The organism is Paenibacillus salivarius, from assembly GCF_051307165.1.
Lineage (GTDB): Bacteria > Bacillota > Bacilli > Paenibacillales > Paenibacillaceae > Fontibacillus.
In genome coordinates, this window is sequence record NZ_CP195592.1 from 4,621,053 (window position 1) to 4,644,941 (window position 23,889).

At 52.1% G+C, this 23,889-nt stretch carries 20 protein-coding genes and 1 CRISPR repeat array (1 of these 21 cut by a window edge); of the genes, 7 read left to right on the top strand and 13 right to left on the bottom strand.

Features of this window, described 5'->3' with window-relative positions:
* Window positions 1-1,562: a CRISPR direct-repeat array (repeat unit 32 nt; unit sequence CTTTCAATCCACGCACCCACATAGGGTGCGAC) (it extends 132 nt beyond the left edge of the window).
* Between the two features lie 1,500 nt (window positions 1,563-3,062).
* Both zwf and ACSFXJ_RS21390 read right to left on the bottom strand, forming a co-directional pair.
* Window positions 3,063-4,616 carry a glucose-6-phosphate dehydrogenase gene (gene zwf / locus ACSFXJ_RS21385; protein ID WP_435922377.1) on the bottom strand — a complete coding sequence of 518 codons (1,554 nt, stop codon included), beginning with the start codon at window positions 4,614-4,616 and terminating at the stop codon, window positions 3,063-3,065.
* A gap of 196 nt (window positions 4,617-4,812) precedes the next feature.
* Complete coding sequence (locus ACSFXJ_RS21390) at window positions 4,813-5,622, bottom strand: hypothetical protein (RefSeq protein WP_435922378.1); 810 nt, start codon at window positions 5,620-5,622, stop codon at window positions 4,813-4,815.
* A 130-nt stretch (window positions 5,623-5,752) separates the two neighbouring features.
* On the opposite strand from ACSFXJ_RS21390, the gene ACSFXJ_RS21395 reads away from it, so the two are divergent.
* From ACSFXJ_RS21395 to ACSFXJ_RS21405, 3 genes are read left to right on the top strand one after another with little or no spacing between them, the layout of a single operon-like run.
* Window positions 5,753-6,853 carry a GerAB/ArcD/ProY family transporter gene (locus tag ACSFXJ_RS21395; protein WP_435922379.1) on the top strand — a complete coding sequence of 367 codons (1,101 nt, stop codon included), beginning with the start codon at window positions 5,753-5,755 and terminating at the stop codon, window positions 6,851-6,853.
* Window positions 6,843-8,342, top strand: a complete 1,500-nt coding sequence (locus ACSFXJ_RS21400; protein ID WP_435922380.1) for a spore germination protein — start codon at window positions 6,843-6,845, stop codon at window positions 8,340-8,342. Before ACSFXJ_RS21395 ends, ACSFXJ_RS21400 begins: the two co-directional genes overlap by 11 nt.
* Complete coding sequence (locus tag ACSFXJ_RS21405; RefSeq protein ID WP_435922381.1) at window positions 8,339-9,493, top strand: Ger(x)C family spore germination protein; 1,155 nt, start codon at window positions 8,339-8,341, stop codon at window positions 9,491-9,493. Before ACSFXJ_RS21400 ends, ACSFXJ_RS21405 begins: the two co-directional genes overlap by 4 nt.
* A 43-nt stretch (window positions 9,494-9,536) precedes the next feature.
* Here ACSFXJ_RS21405 and ACSFXJ_RS21410 read toward each other — a convergent pair whose 3' ends face one another.
* The 7 genes from ACSFXJ_RS21410 to ACSFXJ_RS21440 form a co-directional block, all read right to left on the bottom strand.
* Window positions 9,537-10,181 carry a response regulator gene (locus tag ACSFXJ_RS21410; RefSeq protein ID WP_435925828.1) on the bottom strand — a complete coding sequence of 215 codons (645 nt, stop codon included), beginning with the start codon at window positions 10,179-10,181 and terminating at the stop codon, window positions 9,537-9,539.
* Window positions 10,165-11,250 carry a histidine kinase gene (locus ACSFXJ_RS21415; protein ID WP_435922382.1) on the bottom strand — a complete coding sequence of 362 codons (1,086 nt, stop codon included), beginning with the start codon at window positions 11,248-11,250 and terminating at the stop codon, window positions 10,165-10,167. The genes ACSFXJ_RS21410 and ACSFXJ_RS21415 overlap by 17 nt, the downstream gene beginning before the upstream one ends.
* A gap of 20 nt (window positions 11,251-11,270) precedes the next feature.
* On the bottom strand, window positions 11,271-11,921 hold the full coding sequence (gene liaF, locus ACSFXJ_RS21420) for a cell wall-active antibiotics response protein LiaF (RefSeq protein WP_435922383.1): 651 nt from the start codon (window positions 11,919-11,921) through the stop codon (window positions 11,271-11,273).
* Between the two features lie 117 nt (window positions 11,922-12,038).
* Window positions 12,039-12,740 carry a PspA/IM30 family protein gene (locus tag ACSFXJ_RS21425; protein ID WP_435922384.1) on the bottom strand — a complete coding sequence of 234 codons (702 nt, stop codon included), beginning with the start codon at window positions 12,738-12,740 and terminating at the stop codon, window positions 12,039-12,041.
* A 3-nt stretch (window positions 12,741-12,743) separates the two neighbouring features.
* On the bottom strand, window positions 12,744-13,268 hold the full coding sequence (locus ACSFXJ_RS21430; protein WP_435925829.1) for a PspC domain-containing protein: 525 nt from the start codon (window positions 13,266-13,268) through the stop codon (window positions 12,744-12,746).
* A gap of 5 nt (window positions 13,269-13,273) precedes the next feature.
* Window positions 13,274-13,948, bottom strand: a complete 675-nt coding sequence (locus tag ACSFXJ_RS21435; protein ID WP_435922385.1) for a PspA/IM30 family protein — start codon at window positions 13,946-13,948, stop codon at window positions 13,274-13,276.
* A 66-nt stretch (window positions 13,949-14,014) separates the two neighbouring features.
* Window positions 14,015-14,311 carry a hypothetical protein gene (locus ACSFXJ_RS21440; RefSeq protein WP_435922386.1) on the bottom strand — a complete coding sequence of 99 codons (297 nt, stop codon included), beginning with the start codon at window positions 14,309-14,311 and terminating at the stop codon, window positions 14,015-14,017.
* A gap of 356 nt (window positions 14,312-14,667) precedes the next feature.
* On the opposite strand from ACSFXJ_RS21440, the gene ACSFXJ_RS21445 reads away from it, so the two are divergent.
* The 4 genes from ACSFXJ_RS21445 to ACSFXJ_RS21460 all read left to right on the top strand — a co-directional run bounded on the left by ACSFXJ_RS21445 (window position 14,668) and on the right by ACSFXJ_RS21460 (window position 18,020).
* Window positions 14,668-15,945, top strand: a complete 1,278-nt coding sequence (locus ACSFXJ_RS21445; RefSeq protein WP_435922387.1) for an SLC13 family permease — start codon at window positions 14,668-14,670, stop codon at window positions 15,943-15,945.
* Between the two features lie 80 nt (window positions 15,946-16,025).
* The gene (locus ACSFXJ_RS21450; RefSeq protein ID WP_435922388.1) at window positions 16,026-16,370 is read left to right on the top strand and encodes a hypothetical protein; all 345 of its coding nucleotides are present in this window, start codon (window positions 16,026-16,028) and stop codon (window positions 16,368-16,370) included.
* Window positions 16,371-16,475: 105 nt separating this feature from the next.
* Window positions 16,476-16,970: a cation:proton antiporter regulatory subunit gene (locus ACSFXJ_RS21455; RefSeq protein WP_435922389.1), complete on the top strand. Its 495-nt coding sequence runs from the start codon at window positions 16,476-16,478 to the stop codon at window positions 16,968-16,970.
* A 198-nt stretch (window positions 16,971-17,168) separates the two neighbouring features.
* The gene (locus tag ACSFXJ_RS21460; RefSeq protein ID WP_435922390.1) at window positions 17,169-18,020 is read left to right on the top strand and encodes a YitT family protein; all 852 of its coding nucleotides are present in this window, start codon (window positions 17,169-17,171) and stop codon (window positions 18,018-18,020) included.
* A gap of 115 nt (window positions 18,021-18,135) precedes the next feature.
* Here ACSFXJ_RS21460 and ACSFXJ_RS21465 read toward each other — a convergent pair whose 3' ends face one another.
* Genes ACSFXJ_RS21465 through ACSFXJ_RS21480 form a run of 4 tightly spaced genes read right to left on the bottom strand, consistent with a single transcriptional unit; the run spans window position 18,136 to window position 23,883 of the window.
* A complete protein-coding gene (locus ACSFXJ_RS21465; RefSeq protein ID WP_435922391.1) occupies window positions 18,136-19,992 on the bottom strand; it encodes a DUF2264 domain-containing protein in 1,857 nt (618 codons plus the stop codon).
* 48 nt (window positions 19,993-20,040) lie between these two features.
* Complete coding sequence (locus tag ACSFXJ_RS21470; RefSeq protein WP_435922392.1) at window positions 20,041-21,171, bottom strand: glycoside hydrolase family 88 protein; 1,131 nt, start codon at window positions 21,169-21,171, stop codon at window positions 20,041-20,043.
* Window positions 21,161-23,011: a hypothetical protein gene (locus ACSFXJ_RS21475; protein WP_435922394.1), complete on the bottom strand. Its 1,851-nt coding sequence runs from the start codon at window positions 23,009-23,011 to the stop codon at window positions 21,161-21,163. Before ACSFXJ_RS21475 ends, ACSFXJ_RS21470 begins: the two co-directional genes overlap by 11 nt.
* A gap of 32 nt (window positions 23,012-23,043) precedes the next feature.
* Entirely contained in the window at window positions 23,044-23,883 is an 840-nt protein-coding gene (locus tag ACSFXJ_RS21480; RefSeq protein WP_435922395.1) for a carbohydrate ABC transporter permease, read from the bottom strand.
* Window positions 23,884-23,889 lie beyond the last annotated feature (6 nt).

Below are 23,889 nucleotides of genomic sequence, written 5' to 3' on the forward strand. Positions count from 1 at the left end.
CTTTCAATCCACGCACCCACATAGGGTGCGACCCAAACATGTTGAAATATTTTTCATGTTTAATGACTTTCAATCCAAGCACCCACATAGGGTGCGACGTGGATTGGGTGACGCATACAAGTCCGCAGGTAACGTCCACTTTCAATCCACGCACCCACATAGGGTGCGACACTCCCGGACTGATCGGACATGTTTGTCTGATCACTTTCAATCCACGCACCCACATAGGGTGCGACCAATGGTCAGATGTTTAGGGATGTTGATGGGTTTACTTTCAATCCACGCACCCACATAGGGTGCGACTTCGCCGGCCTGGATGACGTTGAAAAGCTGAAATCTTTCAATCCACGCACCCACATAGGGTGCGACGGTTAACCGCGCCATCGAATACGCCCTTAGCCTGAGCTTTCAATCCACGCACCCACATAGGGTGCGACAAGATATAACAATCAAAAACGCAATTTTGGTGGAGCTTTCAATCCACGCACCCACATAGGGTGCGACGTATAAGGCCGGGCTCACGACGATTCCTTACCGCTTTCAATCCACGCACCCACATAGGGTGCGACTTACAAACTGGCGGCGGATTTGGATTTGCTTGTTCTTTCAATCCACGCACCCACATAGGGTGCGACGTCCATGATCGCAGCTAGTCGCTTAGGTGGACATTGCTTTCAATCCACGCACCCACATAGGGTGCGACACGGAACCTGTCTTATGGGGATTCGATCAGGCCTTTCAATCCACGCACCCACATAGGGTGCGACTCGATATGACGCAACAATTTCATGGGCTGCTAATACGCTTTCAATCCACGCACCCACATAGGGTGCGACTGCGAACGGAGAGAAACAGAGCTTCGAAAAACGTTGCTTTCAATCCACGCACCCACATAGGGTGCGACAAATGACGCCTTGAGCGATTCTGTACCCCGGAGCTTTCAATCCACGCACCCACATAGGGTGCGACTCTGACCGGTTCGTCGATCGTAGGCCGTCTTAACGCTTTCAATCCATGCACCCACATAGGGTGCGACAAATGACGCCTTGAGCGATTCTATACCCCGGAGCTTTCAATCCACGCACCCACATAGGGTGCGACTATATGCACCTAAACGATTAATACGGGATGTTAAACTTTCAATCCACGCACCCACATAGGGTGCGACGGTAGCAACGTAATAAGTCATGTTGTCGGCATACTTTCAATCCACGCACCCACATAGGGTGCGACCAATTCTTTCAACTTGCCCTGTACCTTCTTTTCACTTTCAATCCACGCACCCACATAGGGTGCGACGCGTAGTAGTCGCTGAGTTCTTACCCCGGATTCTCTTTCAATCCACGCACCCACATAGGGTGCGACCGAAGATAAAAAAGCATATGCGTCAGGTATTTACTTTCAATCCACGCACCCACATAGGGTGCGACGGTATTCATTTAGTTTTAGCAGCCCTGGATTAGCGCTTTCAATCCACGCACCCACATAGGGTGCGACTAGGTTCAGCAGGTGGAACCGTATCAGGACGAGCTTTCAATCCACGCACCCACATAGGGTGCGACTCCGTTTTTCTTTAAAAAACGGTCTTAAAAATCCCGTTCTTATAAAAATTGACTCAAATAATAAGCAATGACTAGATTAATAATAGTTATATTTGGAAAACAAAGTTAAATTACAAGTGCGAATGTCCCTGGAATTTTATGTTCACTCTACATTCGCACCAAAGAGAAATTGTACTTTATATTATAAATTTTATAATAGTTTTTAGCTTAGCTGTAAACAATCTTAAATCTTACTTCACAGTCGGCCACTAAGAGCACCACTCCCCCAGCTTCCCAATCTAACGGAACTCACAGCCGCTATTTCGCCCAAAACGCTCGAATTTCAAATCTAACGGAACTCACGGACCTTATTTCGCAAAAAAGGGCACCCTACGCCCGCAAAAACACCAAATAAGGTCTTTGGCTTCCGTTAGACTTTCATTACGAGCAAAATCCGCCGAATAACGGCTCGTACTTCCGTTACGCCGCCGCCCATGTTACTTTCGACCAAACCGCCCCGCATACTGCGACAATAAGATTCGGGATCCCATGCGGTAAATCAAACATAGAGGGCTCAGGGCGGCTTGGCGTAATCCAAATGACGTTGTCTTTATCCTGGCCGTTAACCGGCCACCAGTGGAAGCTGTCTTTTGCCAGGAGCTTCAGGAGCTCCTGAGAATACGAGAGCTTCAAGCAACCTACAAGATACAGGTTGGTAATTCTAACGGAACTCTCCGCCGCTATTTCGCCCAGAACGCTCGAATTTCAAATCTAACGGAACTCACGAACCTTATTTCGCAAAAAAGGGCACCCCGCGCTCGCAAAAACACCAAATAAGGTCTCTGGCTTCCGTTAGACTTTCATTACGGGCAAAATCCGCTGAATAACGGCCCCTACTTCCGTTACGCCGCAGTCCATGTTACTTTCCACTCCAACCGGCCACGAATAACTGCGACTATCAGATTCGGGATCATGCGATAAATCCGACATAGAGGGCTCGGGACGGTTTGGCGTAATCCAAATGACGTCGTCTTTATCCTAGTCGTCAACCAGCCACCAGTGGAAGCCGTCTTTTGTTAGGAGCTTCAGGAGCTCCTGAGAATACGAGAGCTTCAAGCAACCTACAAGATACAGGTTGGTAATTCTAACGGATCTCCCAGCCGTTATTTAGCCCAAATCGGCCCGATTCCAATTCTAACGGAACTCACGGACCTTATTTCGCAAAAAAGGGCACCCCGCGCTCGCAAAAACACCAAATAAGGTCTCTGGCTTCCGTTAGACTTTCTTTTGAGGCCAATATCCGCCGAATAAAGGCTCGTACTTCCGTTACGCCGCCGCCCATGTTACCGCCGCCCATGCTTCCTTCCCAACCTACCGCGCATAACTGCGACAATAAGTTCGGGATCCCATGCGGCAACGGCAAATCCGATATTATAAAGGGGGCAGTTTTCCCGCGCCAACCTTCAAAAAAACCGCCCCGAGCACATGCTCGAGGCGGTTTCAGTTATATTTCCATTCCGATTATTTCTTCGGCGTAATCCAAATGACGTTGTCTTCATCCTGGCCGTTAACCGGCCACCAGTGGAAGCCGTCTTTCGCCAGGAGCTCATGAGCTTCCTGAGGGCCCCAAGAACCTGCAGGATACTGGCTGATGTCGGCAGGATTTTGCGCCCAGGCGGATGCGATACGATCGACGAAAGCCCATGCGGTCGCCACTTCATCCCAGCGGGTAAAGTAAGTGGAATCCCCGTTTGCCGCATCATAGATCAAGCGCTCGTAAGCTTCCGGCGAGTTGATGCCGACTTGGCAGCTTTGGCAAAATTCCATGGCGAACGGCTCGATCTCCGATTCCGATCCCGGTTTCTTCGCATTGATCTTGATGTAGATCCCTTCCATCGGGTTTACGCGAATGACCAGCAAGTTCGGTTCCAGATTATGCTTCTGTCCGAGATAGACGTTGGTCGGCATTTGCTTGAATTCCACGACGACTTCCGTTGTTTTGACAGGGAGGCGTTTGCCTGTACGGATGTAGAACGGTACGCCCGCCCAGCGGAAATTGTCCACATAAACTTTAGCCGCAAAGTACGTTTCCGTATTGGAGTTCGGATCGACTTTGTCCTCTTGGCGGTAACCCGGCAATTTCTTGCCGTTGCTTTCGCCTTCGGTATACTGGCCGCGAACGACGTTCTCCTTCACTTCCGTCGCGGAAGCGAACGGACGCAGGGAACGAAGCACCTTGACCTTCTCATCGCGGATATCTTCCGCGTACAACCGGCTAGGCGGTTCCATGGCAATCATCGTGAGCATTTGCAGCATATGGTTTTGACCCATGTCGCGCAAAGCCCCGGAATGATCGTAATACCCGCCGCGCTCTTCCACGCCGACGGTTTCGCTCAATGTAATCTGGACGTTCGCGATATGCTTGTTGTTCCAAAGCGGTTCGAAGAAAGCATTCGCAAAGCGGATAACTTCGATATTTTGAACCATCTCTTTGCCGAGATAGTGGTCGATACGGTAAATTTCTTCTTCCTTGAACACTTGGTTCAGCTCTTCGTTCAGCTTCTGCGCGGAAAGCAGATCGTATCCGAACGGTTTCTCGATGACCAGACGATGCCATCCCCCGCTGCTGAGCATTCCGCCCTTTTGCAGGTTGAACGAGACACTGCCGAACAATTCAGGCGCAAGCGCCAAGTAAAAGAGACGGTTTCCCGGAATGCTGTAACGCGATTCCACGGATTCGGTCAAATCGCGGAGTTCGTGATAACCGTCAATATTGTTGATGTCCAGCGACTTATAGGAAAAATGCTCGGCGAACCGGGTCCAGTTTTCGCTGTCTTCTATTTTGTAACGGCAAAACTCCTGGATAGAACGGTGAACATCCTCACGAAACTCTTCGTGCGTGCGCGGACGGCGTGCCACGCCGATAACAGCAAAATCTTCAGCGAGCTTTCCTTCGCGGTACAGCGAATAAATCGCGGGAAAGAGTTTGCGGCGCGCCAAATCTCCGGTCGCTCCAAAAATGAAAAAAACCGCTCCTGGTGTCTGCAGTGATTCTTGATTTTGAATTTCAGCCATGGCTCCTCATTTCTTTCTATGTAATATAGTGAATATTTATTCAATTCCCGACCAATGATATGAATTTACACGGGCATCACTGGATGTGATGTCATTTTAGCATATTCGCAAAAATGATGCCATCATATTCATACCTAAAAAAGACGGTATTTCAGAAAATTCATCTAATATTTATCTTATTTTTAAAGTGTTCTCCTTAATACTCCACCGTAAGCAGCGGAGAGCCGATGGATATCTCCCCTTTCCCCGCAATCGTGCTGAGATGGGCCGCGAACTGCAGTGCGACTTGATTTCCGCCGCTCAGCACCGAGATGGGCATTTCCCGAACCGTATAGGTCCGGCTGATCGTTTTCTCGTCAGTATAATTTTCCACCGGATTCAGATTTAATTCACGGCTGGCATCTATTTCCATGCTCCGAACCGTCTCCTCGAGCGAATTTTGCATACCTTCGCTGTCGGCGTGATTTTCGGTCAGTGAGTTTTCACCCTGCAATGCCCCGTTCCAATGAATTTCCACGCCCTCATCCGCAAGGATATCCCCGTACCTCGACTGCAAAGCCCCGATCCCGTGCAAATTGTCCTTGCCCTGCCCTTCCATCCGCAAAACGACATAGTATTGCCCGTCTTTAACCGGGGTTACGGTCAGCTTGGAATCGATGCCCCGTTCGCTCCCGACAGCATCATACACATCATGGTCCTGCACCCGGCTGACGCCGATTTCGGAAAATCCGAGACGCGAAGCTAACGCTCCCGCCCCTTCTTCCGGAGTTAATAGCGTATTCCAAGTTCCCTGCCATTTGACGGTTCCCTTCAGATCGTTTTCAATCACACGGATTCCCAAAGCAAAAAGCTGATCCCATTGTCCGGCGGCCTCTTCAACGGCATCGCCCATCATTGCGGCCGAGCTTTGGATATTGCCGGGACGGCTCAAAATCAGCCCGAGCACCAACAGGCATCCTGCAAAAAGAACCCATCCGCTTTTCACTTTGTTTCCGTGGTTGATCATCTCAAATTCCCTCCGCGACTCTATCAATCTATGAGATCAGGATAACCTGATAGCGAAGAGTTTATACCCGAATACCCATGATAATTCTGGAAACACTAAATCGGACTTCCATGAGAACAGGAGTGCCTCTATGCTGAAATCGCCTAAACCCTCTGCACTTCAAGCCGTCATGATGATGATGTTGACCGTCGGCATCACGAATCATGTTTTTATTATTCCGGCAATGCTATGGGCAGCCAAACGCGACGCGTGGTTCTCCGTCCTTCTTTCCGTAATCCCGTTTGCCGCCTTTACGCTGCTGCTGCTTTTCATTTCCGGACGTATCCGAACCCGGCCGCTGCAGAATTGGATCAAGGATCATTTCGGGAATTTCGCATCCATCTTGTTTCGGGTGGTACTATTTATTTACTTTTTTACGGTAGCGTGGTTTACCTTGTTCGATACGATTACCTGGACCAAAACAACCTTTCTTCCCTATACTCCGACGTGGGCCACGCTCATCGCCTTGGTCGCCCTCTGTCTTGCCGGAGCGGCTCTGGGTATAAGAACGATCGCGGTGGCCTCCGGTTTGCTGCTTCCGCTTGTCGTTATCCTCGGAATCTATGTCGGAATCGCCAATGTGGACCTCAAGGATTACAGCCAATTATTTCCTTTATTCGAATTCGGATGGGGCCCCCCACTTAAGGGCGTCCTTTATGCCTGCTCAGGTTTGTTTGAATTGTTTATGATCCTGTTTATCCAGCCGCATCTCTCCAAGCCGTTGAAAATATCCCATTTCACGGCCCTCGCCATCATCATCACCGGGCTTACCCTTGGGCCGCTGACCGCGGCCATCGCCGAATTCAACCCCTTCGAAGCGGCACAGCAGCGGTATCCCGCTTATGAAGAATGGAGAATCGCCGGTTTCGGGAAATATATATCCCAAACCGACTTTTTTTCCATCTATCAATGGTTGGCGGGGAGTACGATCCGCATTTGTTTCGCCTTGTTTGCCGCCGTCGATCTATGGAACATCAAGAAGCCGAAGGTACGATTCATCATGCTGACGATCATGGCCATCGCCTTGATTCCGCTGGGGAATTACGCATTCAGCGACATTCAGTTTCAATACTTGATGACCTATTATATTTTTCCGGGAAATTTGTTTCTGATCAGCGGTTTGACCCTTATTCTTGCCGGGGCAGCGCTTGCCGCCGGGCGCAAAAAAGGAGGACCTCCCCATGGATCTTGAAGAGGATGGCGGTCTTTTGGTTGAAGGAAAACCGATTACCGCGGAATTGCTTAAAAAGTATTTCGAATTTTCGGCTGACGTTACGATCCACACCTTTAACGCCGGAGGCAAGCCGGAAGCCGAAGCGCAGCCCGTATTGCTTGTATACTCCGAAGGAATGATAGATCTCAAACAATTGAACCAGCTTGTCCTGCCCGCCTTGTCCGCCATATTCCGGGACGACCCTCAAGCAGGGGCGGCGGATATTGCCCTGAACCGTCAAATCCCTTTGAATCCGGTGCGCGTAAACCGTTTACAAGATATTGCCTTTGAGGTTTACAGCGGAAATCTGATCATTTTATTTGAAAAGCTCCAATCGTGCTTCCGTCTGGATATCGCGAGTCCTCCTACCCGCTCCCCCGACGAACCCCAGACCGAATCTTCGATCAAGGGTCCCAGGGACGGTTTTACGGAGGAGCTGACCGCCAATATCGCCCTGTTGCGCAAGCGGCTACGCACTCACTCACTTCGTATCGAACAGTTTGTAAAAGGACGCCGGGGAGAAAACCGCCTGGCCTTGGCCTATATCAAGGACATCATCAACCCCGACATTCTGGAGGAAATCCGCAGCCGCCTGAACAGTATCGAAACGGATGCCATCATCGGCACCTCGTTCATCGAAGGGGTCGTTTCGGGCAAAAAAGGCCACGCCATATTTCCTTTGACCGATTATTCCGGCCGTCCGGACTTTACCTCGGATGCGCTTTTGTCCGGCAAATTCGCGGTGTTGGTCGACGGCTCGCCGATGGCCATTCTCGCTCCGGTCACCCTGATGAATCTGCTCATCTCCCCGGAGGATGCCAATACCGCTTATTTCATCGTTTCCATGCAAAAAGTGATGCGAATTATCGGCCTGTTGATCGCCTTTTTTCTGCCGGGGTTCTATATCGCATTGACCGCTTTCAATCTCGAGCAGATCCCGCTTCCCCTGCTGGCGACAATCAGCAATTCAAGACAGGGGCTTCCGTTTCCGATCCCGCTGGAAACCTTTATCATGCTGTTCCTGTTTGAAATATTTAATGAAGCCGGGCGCCGCATGCCTAAAGCGTTGGGACAAACCGTCACCGTCGTCGGAGGGTTGATTATCGGAGATGCCGCCATCCGTGCGGGAATCACTTCGCCGACGATCATTGTCAGCGTCGCGATCACGATCGTCGCCTCTTCCACTTTGGTCAATCAGACGCTGAGCGGCACGGCTTCCCAGCTTCGGCTCGCCGTCCTGATCCTGTCCTCCTTGCTCGGCATGTTCGGCTTTATGATCGCCGTATTCGGCGTCCTGCTGTATATCTCCATGCTGGAAACTTACGGGGTACCGTATTTGTCGCCGGTTTCTCCGTTCAACAAAAGGGACTTCCTGGTCGCTGTCGCCAAAAAGCCCGCAGATTCGGATATTAAAAGACCTTATTTTTTCCGGACCAAGGACAGAACCGGAAGGGGGAACCGATCTTGAAACGGATACTGCCCGTCCTGCTGACGCTTGCGCTGCTTCTGACGGGATGCTGGGACGTCAAAGAGGTGCAAAGCGCCAATTTCATAACCGCGCTAGGCATCGACTACGTTAAAGAAAAGTACGTGATTTATGCCCAAATGCTCGGTTTTGCCGAAATCTCGAAGCAGGAATCCCCGTCAAAAGACGATGAACCGAACATCTGGATCGGACGTGCCGAAGGACAGACCATGGCGGAGGCGCTCAACAATCTTTATCCCGCCTCGCAGCAGCTAACCCTTTGGACCCATGTAAAGTCAATCGTATTTTCCAAGTCCCTGTTGGAACATGCTTTACCGGACACCCTGGCCGGCCTGCTTCGCTCGCGGGATCTCCGGTATACGCCTTGGGTGTTCGGAACGGACAAGGATATGGATAAGCTGTTCTCCAGCTTCTCGCTCATGAACCATTCCATCCTCAATTCCGAATTGATGGATCCGATGGAGGTTTACCGGCAATATTCGGCCATCAAACCGATGAGGCTCATCAAATTGATCAATGGAGTGAACGAACCCGCCGTCTCGGCACTGCTGCCGTCCATTGTTTATACGGAAACCGTATGGAAAAACAAAACGAAGCCGATTTCCCTCGCGGAGCTCAATGGCGTTTACGTGATCACGAAAGGAAAAAGTGCGGGATTTATCGATTCGAAGCAAATGAACGGCATTCGTTTTACTTCTTTCAATAGAAAAATGTACAAGTATCCCCTGTCCTTGACCATGCCCGACGGGACCAAAGCCGTTCTGAATATCATCGACGCAAAATCCAATTCTCGTTTCGACATAACCTCAAGCCGGCCTCTCATCCGGATGAAAGTCAAGGCCAGAGCAAATGTCGTGGAAACGGCACCGAACAGCGGGACCACCGCCGAGATCATCAAGAAGCTCGCGCTCAAGAAAATCGAACACGAAATTCGGAACACTTTTTTGGAAGCCCAACGTCAGGGACTCGACGTATACGGCTTGGAAGAGACGCTGTACCGCAAGCATCATGCCGGGTGGAAGCAGCTTAAAGCCGCTTCGGCGACTCCCGTTATCACCCGCCTGAATCTGGACCGGGTGGAAATCGACCTTAAAGTGGTTCATTCCACCTCGTACAAACTTCCCCATCAGTAAGCCAAAAAGAAAAATCCCCGGTGATCGTCACCGGGGATTTCATTTATTCCGCCAAACCGTTTTTGTATGCGTAAATTGCCGCCTGCGTCCGGTCTTCCACGCCCAATTTAGCCAATATATTAGTCACGTGGAATTTGACCGTTTTGATGCCGATGATCAAATCATCCGCAATGTCCTGATTCGATTTCCCCTGGGCGAGCAGGCGAAGCACATCCATTTCGCGTTCGGTCAAATCTTCATGGGCCGGCGTTTCCGGCTTTGGCTGACGGAACCGGTTCATCATTTTGGAGGCTACCTGGGATTCGAGCACGGACTGCCCTCTGACCGCGGCACGAATCGCTTCGGCGATTTCGGAAGCCCGCGACGTCTTGAGCAGGTAACTGAATGCGCCGGCCTCGATCACAGGGTACATCTTTTCGTCGTCGAGATAACTGGTAAGCACGATGACTTTGCATTCCGGATAAAGCTTAAGCAGCTGCCGCGTCGCTTCGATTCCGTCCATGCCTTCCATGACCAGATCCATGAGCACGACGTCCGGCTTGTATTCCTGCGCCAGCCTGATGCCTTCTTCACCGCTGCTGGCCTCGCCGACGACTTCGATCCCTTCTTCGGTGCCCAGCACGGCCGCCAAGCCGATCCGGACCATTTCATGGTCATCGACCAGCAGCACATTAATGTTCTTGTCCATTTCCGACTCCATGATCCTCATCCCCTCCGCTTTCCTCATTCAATATCGGAACCGTAATTTCAATCCGCGTCCCCTTCCCGGGGGCGGTAATAAACTGAATGGAGCCGCCGACTTCGTGAACTCTTTCCTGCATCGTCGACAAGCCGTAAGAAGCTTGCTTTTTGTCGTCCAATTGAAAGCCGATCCCGTTGTCCCGGAGCGACACTTTAACCGTCTCTCCTTTACGGTGAACGCGGATTTCCATCTTGTCCGCTTTGGCGTGACGCAACGTGTTGGACATGGCTTCCTGGATAATCCGGAACAGATGATTCTCGATTCCTTTTCCAAGCCTCAGGTCCTCGTCCATCTCCAATGACAGATCCATCGGCACCTTGGTCGTAAGCTCTTTAACAAGCTCCCGCAAACCTTGCGATAATTCCTTGCCCTCCAAATAAACCGGGCGAAGATGGAGCAGGAGCGCCCTCATTTCCGATTGGGCGACCGAAGCCATTTCCTCGATCAGCTCCACCTGGCGCCTGGCCTTGTCAAAGTCTTTCTCAAGCGTTCGCCCCACCGCCGTAGCCGTCATCGATATCGCAAACAGCTGCTGGGATACGGCATCATGAAGCTCACGTGCAAGCCTCTGCCTCTCCTCTACGATCGCCGAAACCCGGGCTTGCTCCGCAAGCTGGGCATTATGCGTGGAAAGCCGCTGCAGCGAGCTCACCTGCTCTTCCCAACGTTTGCCGATTCGCTCCAGTTGTTCCCCAAGCCCGCCGATTTCATCATCTCCGAGCTTCGGCACCGTGCCGGTCTGGTTCCCTTTTTCCCATTGCAAAAGCGAATCGCGAAGCAGGTCAAGCTTGCGTTTGTATCGGTAGCCTTGATAAAAGCCGAATGCCGCGCCAATGCCCAAAAGCAGGGTCAGGAACGTCAAGCCTGCCTGAACCCCCGTTTTCCAGCTGGTCTGCGGCGTAAAATAACCGTATGTATAAAGTACGTAGACGACGACAGCCAGCAGGATAAAACAAAGGAGAATCCCCTCCCGCATACTGCGGGAAACGATGTTCCCTGGCTTCTTTTTTTTCATGCGAAAGCGGTCCTCCCGTCTTAAGTTAATCTTATATCTACATCTCCTACCAAATAGGAGATCATTATTTTCACTTTTTGGTCACGCTGGTCATAGTTCGGCGATTTCCAGTACAGTTTATTCATCATCCCGGTTTCCCGGTCTTGGCCGAATTCAATTTGCCCGAACAGAATAAACGCCTCGATCTCAACCCCGTAATCCTCGGATATGGCGAGATCAATATCGCCGACGATGCCGTTGAACATCAATATATGATTGGAGCCTTCCGTGATCGCGAGCGACATGTCAATGTCGAGCTCGCCGAGCACATGCCACATGCTCGTATTCCGCAGCATCCAGGGATCCCGATCCCAATGTATGCTGGAGGTAATGCTTTGTTTCTGAACAAGCCCGCCCTGCGGCTGGGATTTGCGGATCTTTGCGTAATATAGGCCCAGCGAGATCATAACGATCGCCACTACCAGCATGAAATTATCCAGCAGAATCAGACCTCCGCCAACGGCGAGCAAAATATAACCGGTCCGCGTTTCCTCGCCCTGCCGGATCTTATAGATCCCGTAACCGATCAAAAAGAGAGCGACCATGGTCAAAAAACTTAGCCATTTGCCGAAAATCATCAAAACACCAAGTCCGATCAAGCCGATGGCGAGGAATCTTTTATGTTTGTCCATGCCGCACCTCCTGCCGGTCATTAAGTTGGAAAAGCCATAACGGTATAGAGTTAGAATCCATACCGCATGGCTTTGCCCAATCTAGCATACCATATTGTCCTGCAAACTGTGTAGCTGTTATTCTGCGCTTTCTTCGCGTTTTTCGGAAGGACTCAGCTTCGCTTTCAACGCTTCGAGTTGAGCGTCTACCTTCAATTGTTTTTCGGCGTCAGCCGGATTGATGTAGGCCGGGGAAGATGTGCCGCGGTACACTACGCCCGCTACCTCGGCTTCAGCCTCCATTTGCATAATCTTCTCTTCCATCCGGTGGAATCCGAGCGAAGCGTTGCCGCTTTCGATCGTATGCAGGCTGCTGATTTGAGACATTTGTTTTCTCGCTTTGGCCATTTGCGCACGGCTTACGAGCTCGTTGCGTTTGTTCCGCAGCTTGTAGAATTCGTCCTTCATTTCATGGAGCTGCTGTTTGAGTTCGTTGGCTTGCGCCTCGGATTGAGCATGAAGCTCGCTGAATTCCGTTTGTTTTTGATCGAAGTGGATTTTTTCTTCAAGCAGCTTGCGGGCTACTTCTTCCTGACCGTTTCTCAGGGCCAGTTCCGCTTGCGCTTCTCTCTGTGCCGAAATGCGTACCGCTTCGTCCAGGCGCTGCTTCATTCTGCGTTCATTCGCCATTTGTTTGGCTACCGTTACCTCCGCGTCGCGGATTTCCGCTTCCATGTCACGCAGATATTGATTAAGCATGACAATCGGATCCTCTACTTTATCCAGCAAATCATTTACGGATGCTTTTGTAATATCTTTAATTCTTTTGAATACTCCCATTTTTTACACTTCTCCCTTCTCATAGTCGGAAAGCTTTTTACGAAGCTCTTCCAGTTCTTTTTTCATCGCTTTCTTTTCGATATCTTCCATCATGGAATCAAGGTTGGATGTTTCTTTGGCGCCGAAACCGGCTGCACCGGGATGGCCCCCGAAAGGAGCTCCGCCGTACGGTGGCTGTTCCGGACGCCGTGGACCGTACCCGAAGCCGGGTTGTCCCGGAGCGCCTGCGCCGCCTCCGCCATAGCCGCCGTTTCCGCCATAGCCGTTGCCGTATCCGTTATAACCGTTATAACCGCCGCCCTGCCAACCGTTCTTGAAATAAGGATCAAACGGATCGTAAGGTTCCTTGGAAACGACGAGGGCCGCGATCAAGTAGATAAAGATCGTTGTTCCGCCCGTAAAAAATACACTGAATATTGTGATGACCCGCAGTGCCGTCGAACTGATTCCGAAGTACTCGCCCAGTCCGCCGAGCAAACCGCTTAACCATCTGTCGCGTCTAGAGCGGTATAATCTTCCTTTGCCCATTTGCATTACACCTCTCCTTTGTCATTCAGCTTCTGCTTCAAACGGGAGAGCTCCTGTTCCAGTGTCGATTGAATCGCGGACCCGGCCTGATTGATGAAATCCTGGCCTGCTCTGCGCAAATCGCGCAGGCTGCGGGCTTCCCATTCCATATCGGATACTCGGTCTTCCAGACGGTTAAACATTTTCGGAACGTCCTGCATTCCGTATCCGTTCATCCGTTCGTTCATCCGCTGCTGCAAGCGCAAGGTTTCCATTCTTGCATAATAGTACTGCCGTTTGCTGTAGACCACCTGATACTCGGTCTTCAGTTCATGGAGCTGATGCTCCAGCTCCTGCAGCGATTCCAGGCTTTGCGTATACAGGCCCGAATATTGCTCGATTTTTTCGTCGTACAGCATTTTTTCCTGCAATGCCAGCTTGGCTAAATGCTCTTCACCCGCTTTAAGGGCAAGCAGCGCTTGTTCTTCACGTTTGTTTCTCATCGTCGTCGCCTGGTCCACCTGCTGCTTTAATTGCTTCGTATGGCCGGAGTATTGATGATGCAATTTCTCCGCTTCGGCAATTTCCTGGCGGGTTTCAATCAGAAACTGATCGATCAACCGCACCGGGTCCTGGGATTGTTCCAGGCGTTCATTTAAAGTTGCTACCGTAATATCCCGTACTCGACGAAACACACTCATGACTTCCTATCCCTCCTAGCCTTTCGGTTATTGATTCTTCGTTTCACGATTCCCGTTATCTATAGATCAGTAACTCCGTCTGCCTTTCAGCGACGAGATTCCATAAATGATCAAGCCGATTCCGATCGCCGGAACGATCAGCCACGCCAGCTTGGATATCAAGGAAATAACCCCGAAGAAGAGGATCACCCATCCGAAGAAGGCGTTACCGCGCCGTATACCGTAATAGCCGAGACCGATCATAATCACCGCAATCACCAGTCCGAAAATACTTCCAAGGAACGGAGTCAGTTTGCCCAGCAGAATCAAAATGCCAAGGGCAATAAGGATCATCGCGAAACCATTGGGCCGATTCGTTTTCATTGTTTGTTCACCGCCTCTCATTTGATCAACCTTATGACTCTATTCTAGGCCCGATTCGGTTTCTTCAAAACGGACCGCGGACGGTTTTTGAACCTGGACTTAAGTCGAGGTCCCCGTCCGCCTCGGGCCAGGCAGCGGAATCCTCTCTTGGAACGGCCCTCTCTTTACAAATTCATGGAGCCCGTCATATAATGATATATGCGTAAGCAAACAACAGAAAATGATAGTAATCGGAGGAGCCTGCCATGATGCGGGCTCTTTTTGTCTTTTTTCGGTGATTTTAGGCATAATTCGGCCCCTTCACGGTTATCTTTAAGGCGTTCCGTTCTGTCAAAGCATTCAAGGAGGGGTTTACAATGGAACAACAAGCCATTTTGGCGATCGGCATCTTTTTGCTGACCTATGCACTTATTATTACGGAGAAAATTCATCGGACGCTGCTGGCAATGGCCGGTGCCGTACTGATGATCGTTTTGGGGATCATTGACCAAGAGACGGCGATTCACCATATCGACTTCAACACGCTGGGCCTGTTGGTAGGGATGATGATTATCGTCAACACGACGGCAGAGACAGGGATCTTCAACTATATCGGGATATGGACGGCGAAAAAGGCGAAAGGAAATCCGATCACGATCTTATGGCTGCTCGCCTTGATCACTGCCGTCGGGTCCGCCTTTCTGGACAATGTGACGACCATTATATTGATGGTTCCCGTCGCTTTCAGCATTACCCGCAAGCTAAAAGTGAAGACATTCCCTTATGTGTTCTCTCTCATCGTCGCCTCGAATATCGGAGGTACGGCCACCTTAATCGGAGATCCGCCGAACATCATGATCGGCAGCGCCGTCAAGGAATTGACCTTTACGGCATTTTTGGCGAATATGACACCGATTGCCTTGATCATTCTGGCGATTACTTTGCCGCTGCTGGTGCTTCTGTTCCGCAAAGGGTTGAGAACCACCGAGGAAAGCCGGGAATCCATGATGAAGATGAGTCTCGACGGGCTCATTACGGACCGGAAGCTGCTGGTCAAATGCTTAACGATCCTTGCGGTAACCCTGATCGGATTCTTTATGCATCAAACGTTTCATCTGGAATCCGCGACCGTTGCGTTGGCGGGTGCGTTTTTGCTCTTGCTTTTGACAGGCGAGCATGTGATGGAAAGAGCGTTTCGCAATGTGGAATGGCCGACGATCTTCTTTTTTATCGGCTTATTCGTTCTCGTCGGCGGATTAATCGAAACAGGTACCATTAAACAGTTGGCCGAGCGGGCCATCGATTTGACCGGCGGGGATCCTTTGTTTACATCTATGCTTATTTTGTGGCTAAGCGCGATTGCATCGGCTTTTCTCGACAATATCCCGTTTGTGGCCACGATGATTCCGATGATCCAGGACATGGGGAGCATGGGAATTTCCAATCTGGAACCGTTGTGGTGGAGTCTTGCGTTAGGCGCCTGCCTTGGAGGAAACGGCACCCTGATCGGCGCGAGCGCCAATCTGATTGCCGCGGGGATGTCCGCCAAAGAGGGCGAACCGATCACGTTCGTGAAATATCTGAAGTATGGTTTTCCGTTGATGTTGTTATCGATCGTGGTCTCCAGCATATATATTCTAGTTCGTTATTTTTAAGCCTTTTCCTTTTGAGATCAAAGCCATTCTATGCTATCCTTTTAATAAACCCTGCCAAGTAAGGGAGGATGACCGTGAAAATGCGAAAACAACGTATTTTGCCTTCAATTGCAGTGCTTGTCCTAGCATTTTTCATGCTGTTACCCTTGCATGGCCAGTCCCCGTCTACGGGGAGCAGCGAGAACCTGACGGATGCCTATGAGGTCGAGCATACAGGCCGCGCCCACAAAATTTCCGGGCGTCTTCACGCTTCCCATCCGGGGAAGCTGGTGATCGATAAAATGCCGCTTCCTGTCGGTACGGCTACTGTCGCGGCCTTGATCTTGCTTGCCGTTCCGCGGGTCTCTTTCAGGCCGTTGTTTTATTGCCTATTAAAAAAGATCAGGCTGATGCCGATCAAATTTACGAGCATGTTTGTGGCTTAGAAGCCTGAGCTGCACAGCCTGGCTGCGCAGCAGGCTCTTTATCAATTTAATCTTCTCCATTCCTGAATAAGGCATGGCAATTATGAACTCTGGAGGCTGGACCAAATGAATCTCAAAGAAACGGATTTACCAGGCATAGGTAAGAAATTCGTCATTGAAACCCGAAGCGGAGAAAAGCTGGCGATCATCATTCACGATGACGGCCGGCGCGAACTTTATCATTTTGAAGAAGAAAATCGGGAAGACAGCATTTCCATGGTTACTTTGGATGATGATGAGGCAAAATATATTTCCGCGATTATCGGCGGCGTAACCTATCAACCGACGGCACTCGAAAATATCGAGGTCGCGCTTGGGGATCTGATCATTGAGTGGTATCGTCTTGAACCTAATTATAAAGCGATCGGGAAAACCATCGGCGAATTGCGTATACGCCAACGTTCCGGTGCGACCATTATCGCCGTTATCGAGAAAAACCAGAAAAAACATGTGAATCCGGGTGCGGATCTCCTGCTTACCGCCGACGCTCTCGTCGTGGTGATCGGGGAAAGACTCCACCAACAGCAAATCAGACATATTCTCATGAATGGGAGCGTCTGATCCAAAGGCTGATTCCGTTAAAAAATGGGTCGCTGTCCTTCCTTTTGATATTACGATCGGAATGGCTGTCGGCCCTCTTTCGTTTCATTTCCGGTTTTCCTCGTAACATCAGATTCCCGCTGGTTAAACCTCCCCCCGTCTTCATAGTTGTTAGGTTCTCGTCGAACCGGGTTACCCTCCTCGAAAAGGGGTGTTGGTTTGAAATTGAAGATTACGGCGGATTCTCCGGCAAACGGTCGCCGGAATCCCGGAACCTTTTCTTCGATCTTCATTAATTTCCTCGGCGTGATGATCGGAGCAGGGCTTGCGGCCGTGGGGCTGGAGCTGTTTTTGATGCCGCATGGGATCGTTGTCGGCGGAATAACGGGCTTGTCCGCGCTCTTCGCGCTCCAGACCGAAATGAAGCTGGGATTGTTTTTGTTTCTGATGAACTTGCCTTTACTCTTTCTACAGCGGAAAAATATCGACGCATCCTTTGCGGTATTTACGATATTCGGTCTTTTCGTATTTTCGTTGGGGACCATAATGCTCCATCCCTACCCTGCCTTGATGGGAGATGCGTTGTCGGCCGCGGTGGCCGGAGGCCTCTGCCTCGGATTTGGGATCGGGCTCGCCTTACGCTTCGGCGGGGCCTTGGATACGGTGTCGAAGCAAGTCGCGGAAAAGTTTCACGCCAGCAACAAATGGTTTCTGGTGGATGGGACCATACATTTGTTTAATTGTCTCATCCTTCTGGCAGCCGGTTTTTATTTTGGTTTTCAAGAGGCCGTTTACTCGGTTACCGCGTATATTTTGGCATATGAATCGGTGAAAATCCCGCTGTTCGGCGTGAAATTCAACGTCCTCGTTCATATTGAAAGCCGGGAATGCGCCGAAATTCAAAAATCGCTGGTCCGCTATCTAAACCGCAGCGCCACTTATGTCGGTGAAGCCCCGAAGGACGGCACCCATCAGCTGCTCAAATACAAAGTCAACCGTTGGGAGATACCCCGGGTAAAAGCCATCGTCAAAAATTGCGACCCGGACAGCGACATCTCCATCTACCCTTGAGTTCTTAAATCGTTATACCGCCAAAAATACAAACCGTCCCTGACTCGCCGGAAATTTCCGGCAGGCTCAGGGACGGTTTTTCATTTTCATCCTCAAGGATTTGACGGAGTTCCTCCTACGAACGATCCGCCGTAATTCGCAATATAGGCCCATCTTCCAGCTTCATCGCCAGACTGTCCCGCTCCACGGTCACACCCAGCTCATGAAGCGCTACTGCAAGCTCGGGTCCCGCGCCGCTCCCGGGCTGACCGTATATCGCCGCCGCCAGCACATGGGTTCCCGGCTCCAGCACGGCCTTTAACGTCGGGAGAACCGTACGGGGATGCAGCAGATTGGTGTTTGCATTCGGATACACCATCAGCCCCTCCGTATAACCCATGAGACCGTGTATGCCCGAACGGCCCGCAGCATTGACGGCGGAAATTTCCGTCCCGTTCTCCGAAATGGACTGCTCTTCCTGCAAAGCGAGCGCAAATCCGCCCTCTGCGGCATCGAGACTACGTCCTGTCGTGATCCGGTGAACCCGGACGTGCCACGGAAGTCCCGCCGCAATCCAGGTCTCTACCTCCACGTTGGACCATGGCAACCATCTAGCGTACAAGACATGACCGCGAATCCAGGTCTCTTCATTCTTGCGACGGACGCGGAACAGATTGTCGCGCTCGCAGAGACCGAGCATCGAATCCATCGCCGCCTGGCCTAGCCCCCATTCGGCTCTAGGCACGCTGAAGCCGAATGCGGAGGAATAAGCAAACTTTTCGTATTTGGCCGAGGTGTGGGTATGTTCATTCGTCGACAGGTGACCGGCGTTGAAGGCGGCGACATGTCCGGTGCCTTCCTGGCGGCATAGCACCAGATGAGGCTCTTTCTGGACGGCCAAGCCGGGTAGTTCCGGCAAATCCTGTTCCGGCTCGCTCCAGAATCGATCCGTGTCCCCCAGGGCTAGTACCAGGAATGTTTTCAGCGCCCAATAAGGGGAACCCGGCGAATTGTAGTTCTCCGCCATCACCAGATTCGGATAGGCATAGCCCACGGTCAAAACGCCGCCGGCGTCAAAGATGGGCTGCTTGAACCACCAGCGGAGATTGCGCAGGATTAACCCCTTCACGACGCCGGGGGTGAGGGTATCGGTGTAGGCTTCCGCATAGGCAAGCGCGCTCCAGAAAGCGGATTGGGCGAAGCGATACGTCATGCTGCGTCCGTAGGCCAAAGCGGCTCCGTCCGGCGAAAACCATTGAATGAAGTCCGATGCGAAAGTCATGGCGCGTTTCTTGAAGCGCCGGGAGCGTTCCGGATCTTCCTTCTCCATAACCCGGGAGTAGACCAGTCCGTAATAATGGATCGCAAACGGCACATAATAGTCGCTATGTCCGCCCAGGCCGTCGCTGTACCATCCGCCGCCAAGATAAAACTCCTCGATGCGACGCAGGTTTTTCTCCATCTGCTCTTTGTCGTACGGTTGCCCGGTCTTGTAAAAGCCCATGTTGACCATGACATGAAAGAACAGCCAATTGCAGTCATGGCAAGGATGGGAATTGATCGAATTCAGCCACCGATGCAGGTTGCGGCGCTCCCGCTCCCCCAGCGGCTCCCAGATGCGTTCCGGTATCATGCACAGCGCCATGCCGAGAACGGCCATCTCCACCAGGCGTTGATCGTAATCCCCAACCTCGCCCCAATACTGCTCATGCTCCGGATCCGTTCCAGAGGTAATCCCCCGCAAACAGTTCTCCCATAATTCATCGGTGCCGCCCCCCGCCAAATGCGGGACGATGCCCCAAAGAATACGGGAAAACCCCTCCATACCGGCAATTTCCTCTCCGTATCCCGCACTGCCTCCCTTGATCGGCAACCGGCTTCCGCCCGCCTCATACAACGGCTTCAGCGGCCCTACCAGCTGTCGAAGCGCCTCCTGCAAATCGTGTTTGTCTTTCAGCGGATTGCGATCGATCGATTTCAAAATGCCTTCCATGGAAGCCACATCCTCTCTTCTTCTAATCGCTTAACGCCACTTATTCGTCTATTCCCAGTAAAACGGCCCGCAGCCTTTCAGGCGCGCCAGTCCTTCGACAAAGAAGTAATCGCCGTAAATAAGCGGGACATCCACGTTCGTGCCCTGCGGATAATTGCTGGTTCCGTGAAGAAGGAGTCCTTCCTCCGCCGGATTATTCCAATCGCCGTACGCTTCGTATAGCGATTTCAAGATTTTTACTCCTGCGGAGAAGTAAACCCTTTCATCTTCGCCGCCAAGCTTCTGCGCCAGCAAAATAAGGCCGCTGGCCGCACAGGAACCGGCCGACGTATCGCGCAGCTGCCGGAGCTCCTCCGGCGCGCGGAAATCCCAGGCCGGCACGCGGTCTTCCGGCAGGCGGCTCAGAAAGAAATTGGCCGCGCGCTGCGCCGCGGACAAGTATTCGCGCTTGCCGGTGTGATGATAGGCCAGGGTCAGTCCGTAAACGGCCCAGGCCGCGCCCCGGGACCAGGCCGATTCCGGAGCGAAGCCCTGTCCTCCCAGGCCTTCCAGCATTTCGCCCGTTACCGGATCAAAGTTCACGATATGGTAGACGGATCCGTCTTCGCGGATAAAATGCTTCACGACCGTATCCAGATGCGCCTCGGCAATATGGGCAAAGCGCGGATCTTCGCTTGTCCGGGAAGCCCAAAACAAGAGAGGCATGTTCATGCAGCAGTCGATGATGGCAACGCCTTCATTCCGCTCCCCTTCCGCCCAGGGATTCCAGGCCCGGATAAACCGCCCCTTCAGATTGAAGCGCGCGGCAAGATAATTGGCCGCCTTGAGGGCTCTGATCCGCGAAGTTTCATTGCCGGTCAGCTTGTAATTCGCTACGCTCGTCAGCGTCCACATGAAGCCGAGGTCATGATCCAACCGGACATAGGCGTCCAGCACGCGGTCCAGCTTGGCTTCGCATTCCTCCGCGATGAGCCTGAGCTCCTCTTTGCCGCTTTCGTTATACAGAAGCCATAGCATCCCCGGCCAGAATCCGGCGGTCCACCATTCGGGTTCGGCCAGATCGTAGACCCCGTCCTTGCCGGCATGCGGAAAGTTTGAGCCGATTCTTGCCGTATTCCGCACCGTCTTGTTCAGCGATCGCCCCCAAGCCTCGTTCACCCATGCCACTTCATTCGCCATTTGCATCAGATCCTCCACTTCGCGAAATATGTGTGAATTTGAACAAGAAGCTAAATTCCATGTTAGCCTCCGGTTTCGTCACATGAAAGTCCAGCGTGTACCAAACGGCATCCTCCCCGAAATGATTGCGGTAGGTCATCTCGCTCACTTCAGGCCTCAGGCGCTCGCCGTCATAGTGAAGCTCCAAGCCCAGGGGGCCGTCTAAAAGGAGCAGTCCCCCTTTTGCTTTCGATTCCGCCGGCTTAATCAACGAGACGAAACGCTCCGTCAACCGCTGCGGAGCGTTCGTAAACCGAAAAACGTCCCGCATCTCCAATTCGGGCAACGCCGTCTTCCGCCATTCCCAGGCTCTCGTGAACGACTCCAGCCCTTCGCAGTCGTAGGCTGCCGACAACTCCACGGCCAGCCTGTTCCCGGAGTGGCGGATGGCCCGCTCCAGAACGGTCGCGGTTTTGCTGCGGCCTGCGGCCTGAAATCCGCCATCGATCACCGGGACGGAATGTCCCTGCGAGCCGTTGCAGTCATAAGCGTACCTGGCCTCTCCGAAATAATCCTTGGTATACTCGCCGCAGCCGAGGTCTGACAGAAAAAACGTCCCCCCGCCGGCCAGAACGAACTGGCCCAGATCGTTATGATTGTGCGGCTCGTCATTATGGCCGCCTTTGGCGGCGAAGCCGAAGGTCCCCGTCTCTGATACCGTTCGGGAGATCATCCAGCCGGCATCCTCGAGCATATCGTCGCCAGAGTCCCAATCGACGGCATCCTCTGCACGGCTGCGCCACAGCAAATTGCGGAGCGCGGGAGCCCAGCGGCTGCAATGATCCTCGCGAAAATCCGTCCTCAGCGAAAACGGCGGTGACTGGACTTCTTTATACTTAGCTGCTAAGTACCTCGACAAGCCCAACTGGACGCCCGCATAGGGAAGCGCATCCGAAAAGTTGACGACCGCATTGCCGCCGAGAAAACACTTTTGCTGGAACCCGGCGATACGGCGGACCTTATCTTCACCGAACCAGTCCAGCTTGCCTCCGCTTCGCTCCAGCAGCAAATCGGCGTAATACACAAAATAGCCGAACCCGTAATTCCAGTATCCCAGTCCTTCTAGACAGGCTCCGTCATCGCCGAAGCCCCGCAAATAAAAGCCCATGCTGCGCTGCGTTTTCTCGAGAATCCGGGCCAGCCGTTCATGATGCTTCTCTTCGTCCAGCAGCAAAAGCGCGGCTGAGCCGATGGAACCGGCGCAAACGGCAGACCAATTGTGCTCCGCCTCCTCCCAGCTATAAGGTCCGTTCTCCAGATAAGGTTTGAACAGCCGCTCATCCACCAGTTCGGCGATCACCGCCCGAAGCATCGGCGGCAGCCGGTCGCCGAGCAACAAGCGAAGCTCCGCCAGCGTAAAACCGGTCTCCGCCGAGAACAAATCGATCGCGGTTTTGACGGATTCGCCGTCGCCGACATGGGCCGGCAGGCACCAGGTCACCTCGGAGCAGATTGACCAGACCGCATCCATCAACGCCTCCTCGTACCGCCCGCAATCCGGCTCGAGCAACGAGAGAATGCCGAAGGTGTTCAGGCGCCTTCTTTTTTCAAAATATGCCCGTTCGTATTCCAGCCTTGAGCCCTGCCTGAAATACAGGGAAAACAACGAATAGGTCAATTCCTCGGAGCGAACGGCGAGCAGCCGCTCTCCCTCCGACCGAATCTCCGCAACGTCGGCCGCGTATTCTCCGCCGTTACGCACCGTATTCCAGAACTTTTCCCCGTCGCCGCCCGGATAGTATAGCTCCAGACGAACTGGAGGCATGTTTCGCGCAAGCTCCGAAAGTGAGGCCATATTCATCTTGGTGGTAGTCCCCTTTCATATTCCACTCATCAGCCCTTGATGCCGGATGAAGCGACGCCCTGCACGAAGTATTTTTGCAGCGCCAGGAACACGAACAGCACGGGAATAATGGAAATGACGCTGGCCGCCATAATCAGGCCGTACTCCGCCGAATATTGCGATATAAACATCCTGAGCCCGATTTGAATCGTCTTCAATTCCGTCTTGGTCAAATAAATCATCGGCCCCAGGAAATCGTTCCACGTCGAAACGAAGGTAAAGATCGTCAGCGTGGATAACGCGGGCTTCGACAGCGGCAGCATGATTCTGGACCAGATGCCGTACTCGCTGAGCCCGTCAATCCGGGCCGCCTCGCATAACTCGTCCGGAATGCCTTGGTAAAACTGGCGCATTAGGAATACCCCGAAGGCGGAAAAAGCTTGCAGCAAAATGATAGCGAGATGCGTATTGTTGAGCCCCATGGAACGCATCATGATGAATTGGGGCACCATGTAGGCTTGCCAAGGGATCGCGATGGTTGCGATATATCCGAGAAACAAGATGTTCTTTCCTTTGAAATGCAATTTGGAGAACGCATAAGCGGCAAAGCTGGACGTCAACAGCTGCAAGACCGTCACAATGACCGACAGCTTTGCCGTATTGTAAATAAACGTCCCCAGCGGAATCTTCGTCCAGATGTCGGCATAATTTTCCCAGCGCGGCTGATCGGGAATCCATTGCATCGGAAAGGCGAAGACATCCTTATTCAGCTTCAGTGAGGAAGACAGCATCCATACATAAGGCACCAACATGCCTAAAATAACGACAACCAGCAAAATATAGGCGATCGACGTTGCGCCAGCTTTAACCGCTTTGTTTGATCCTACCATATCCGT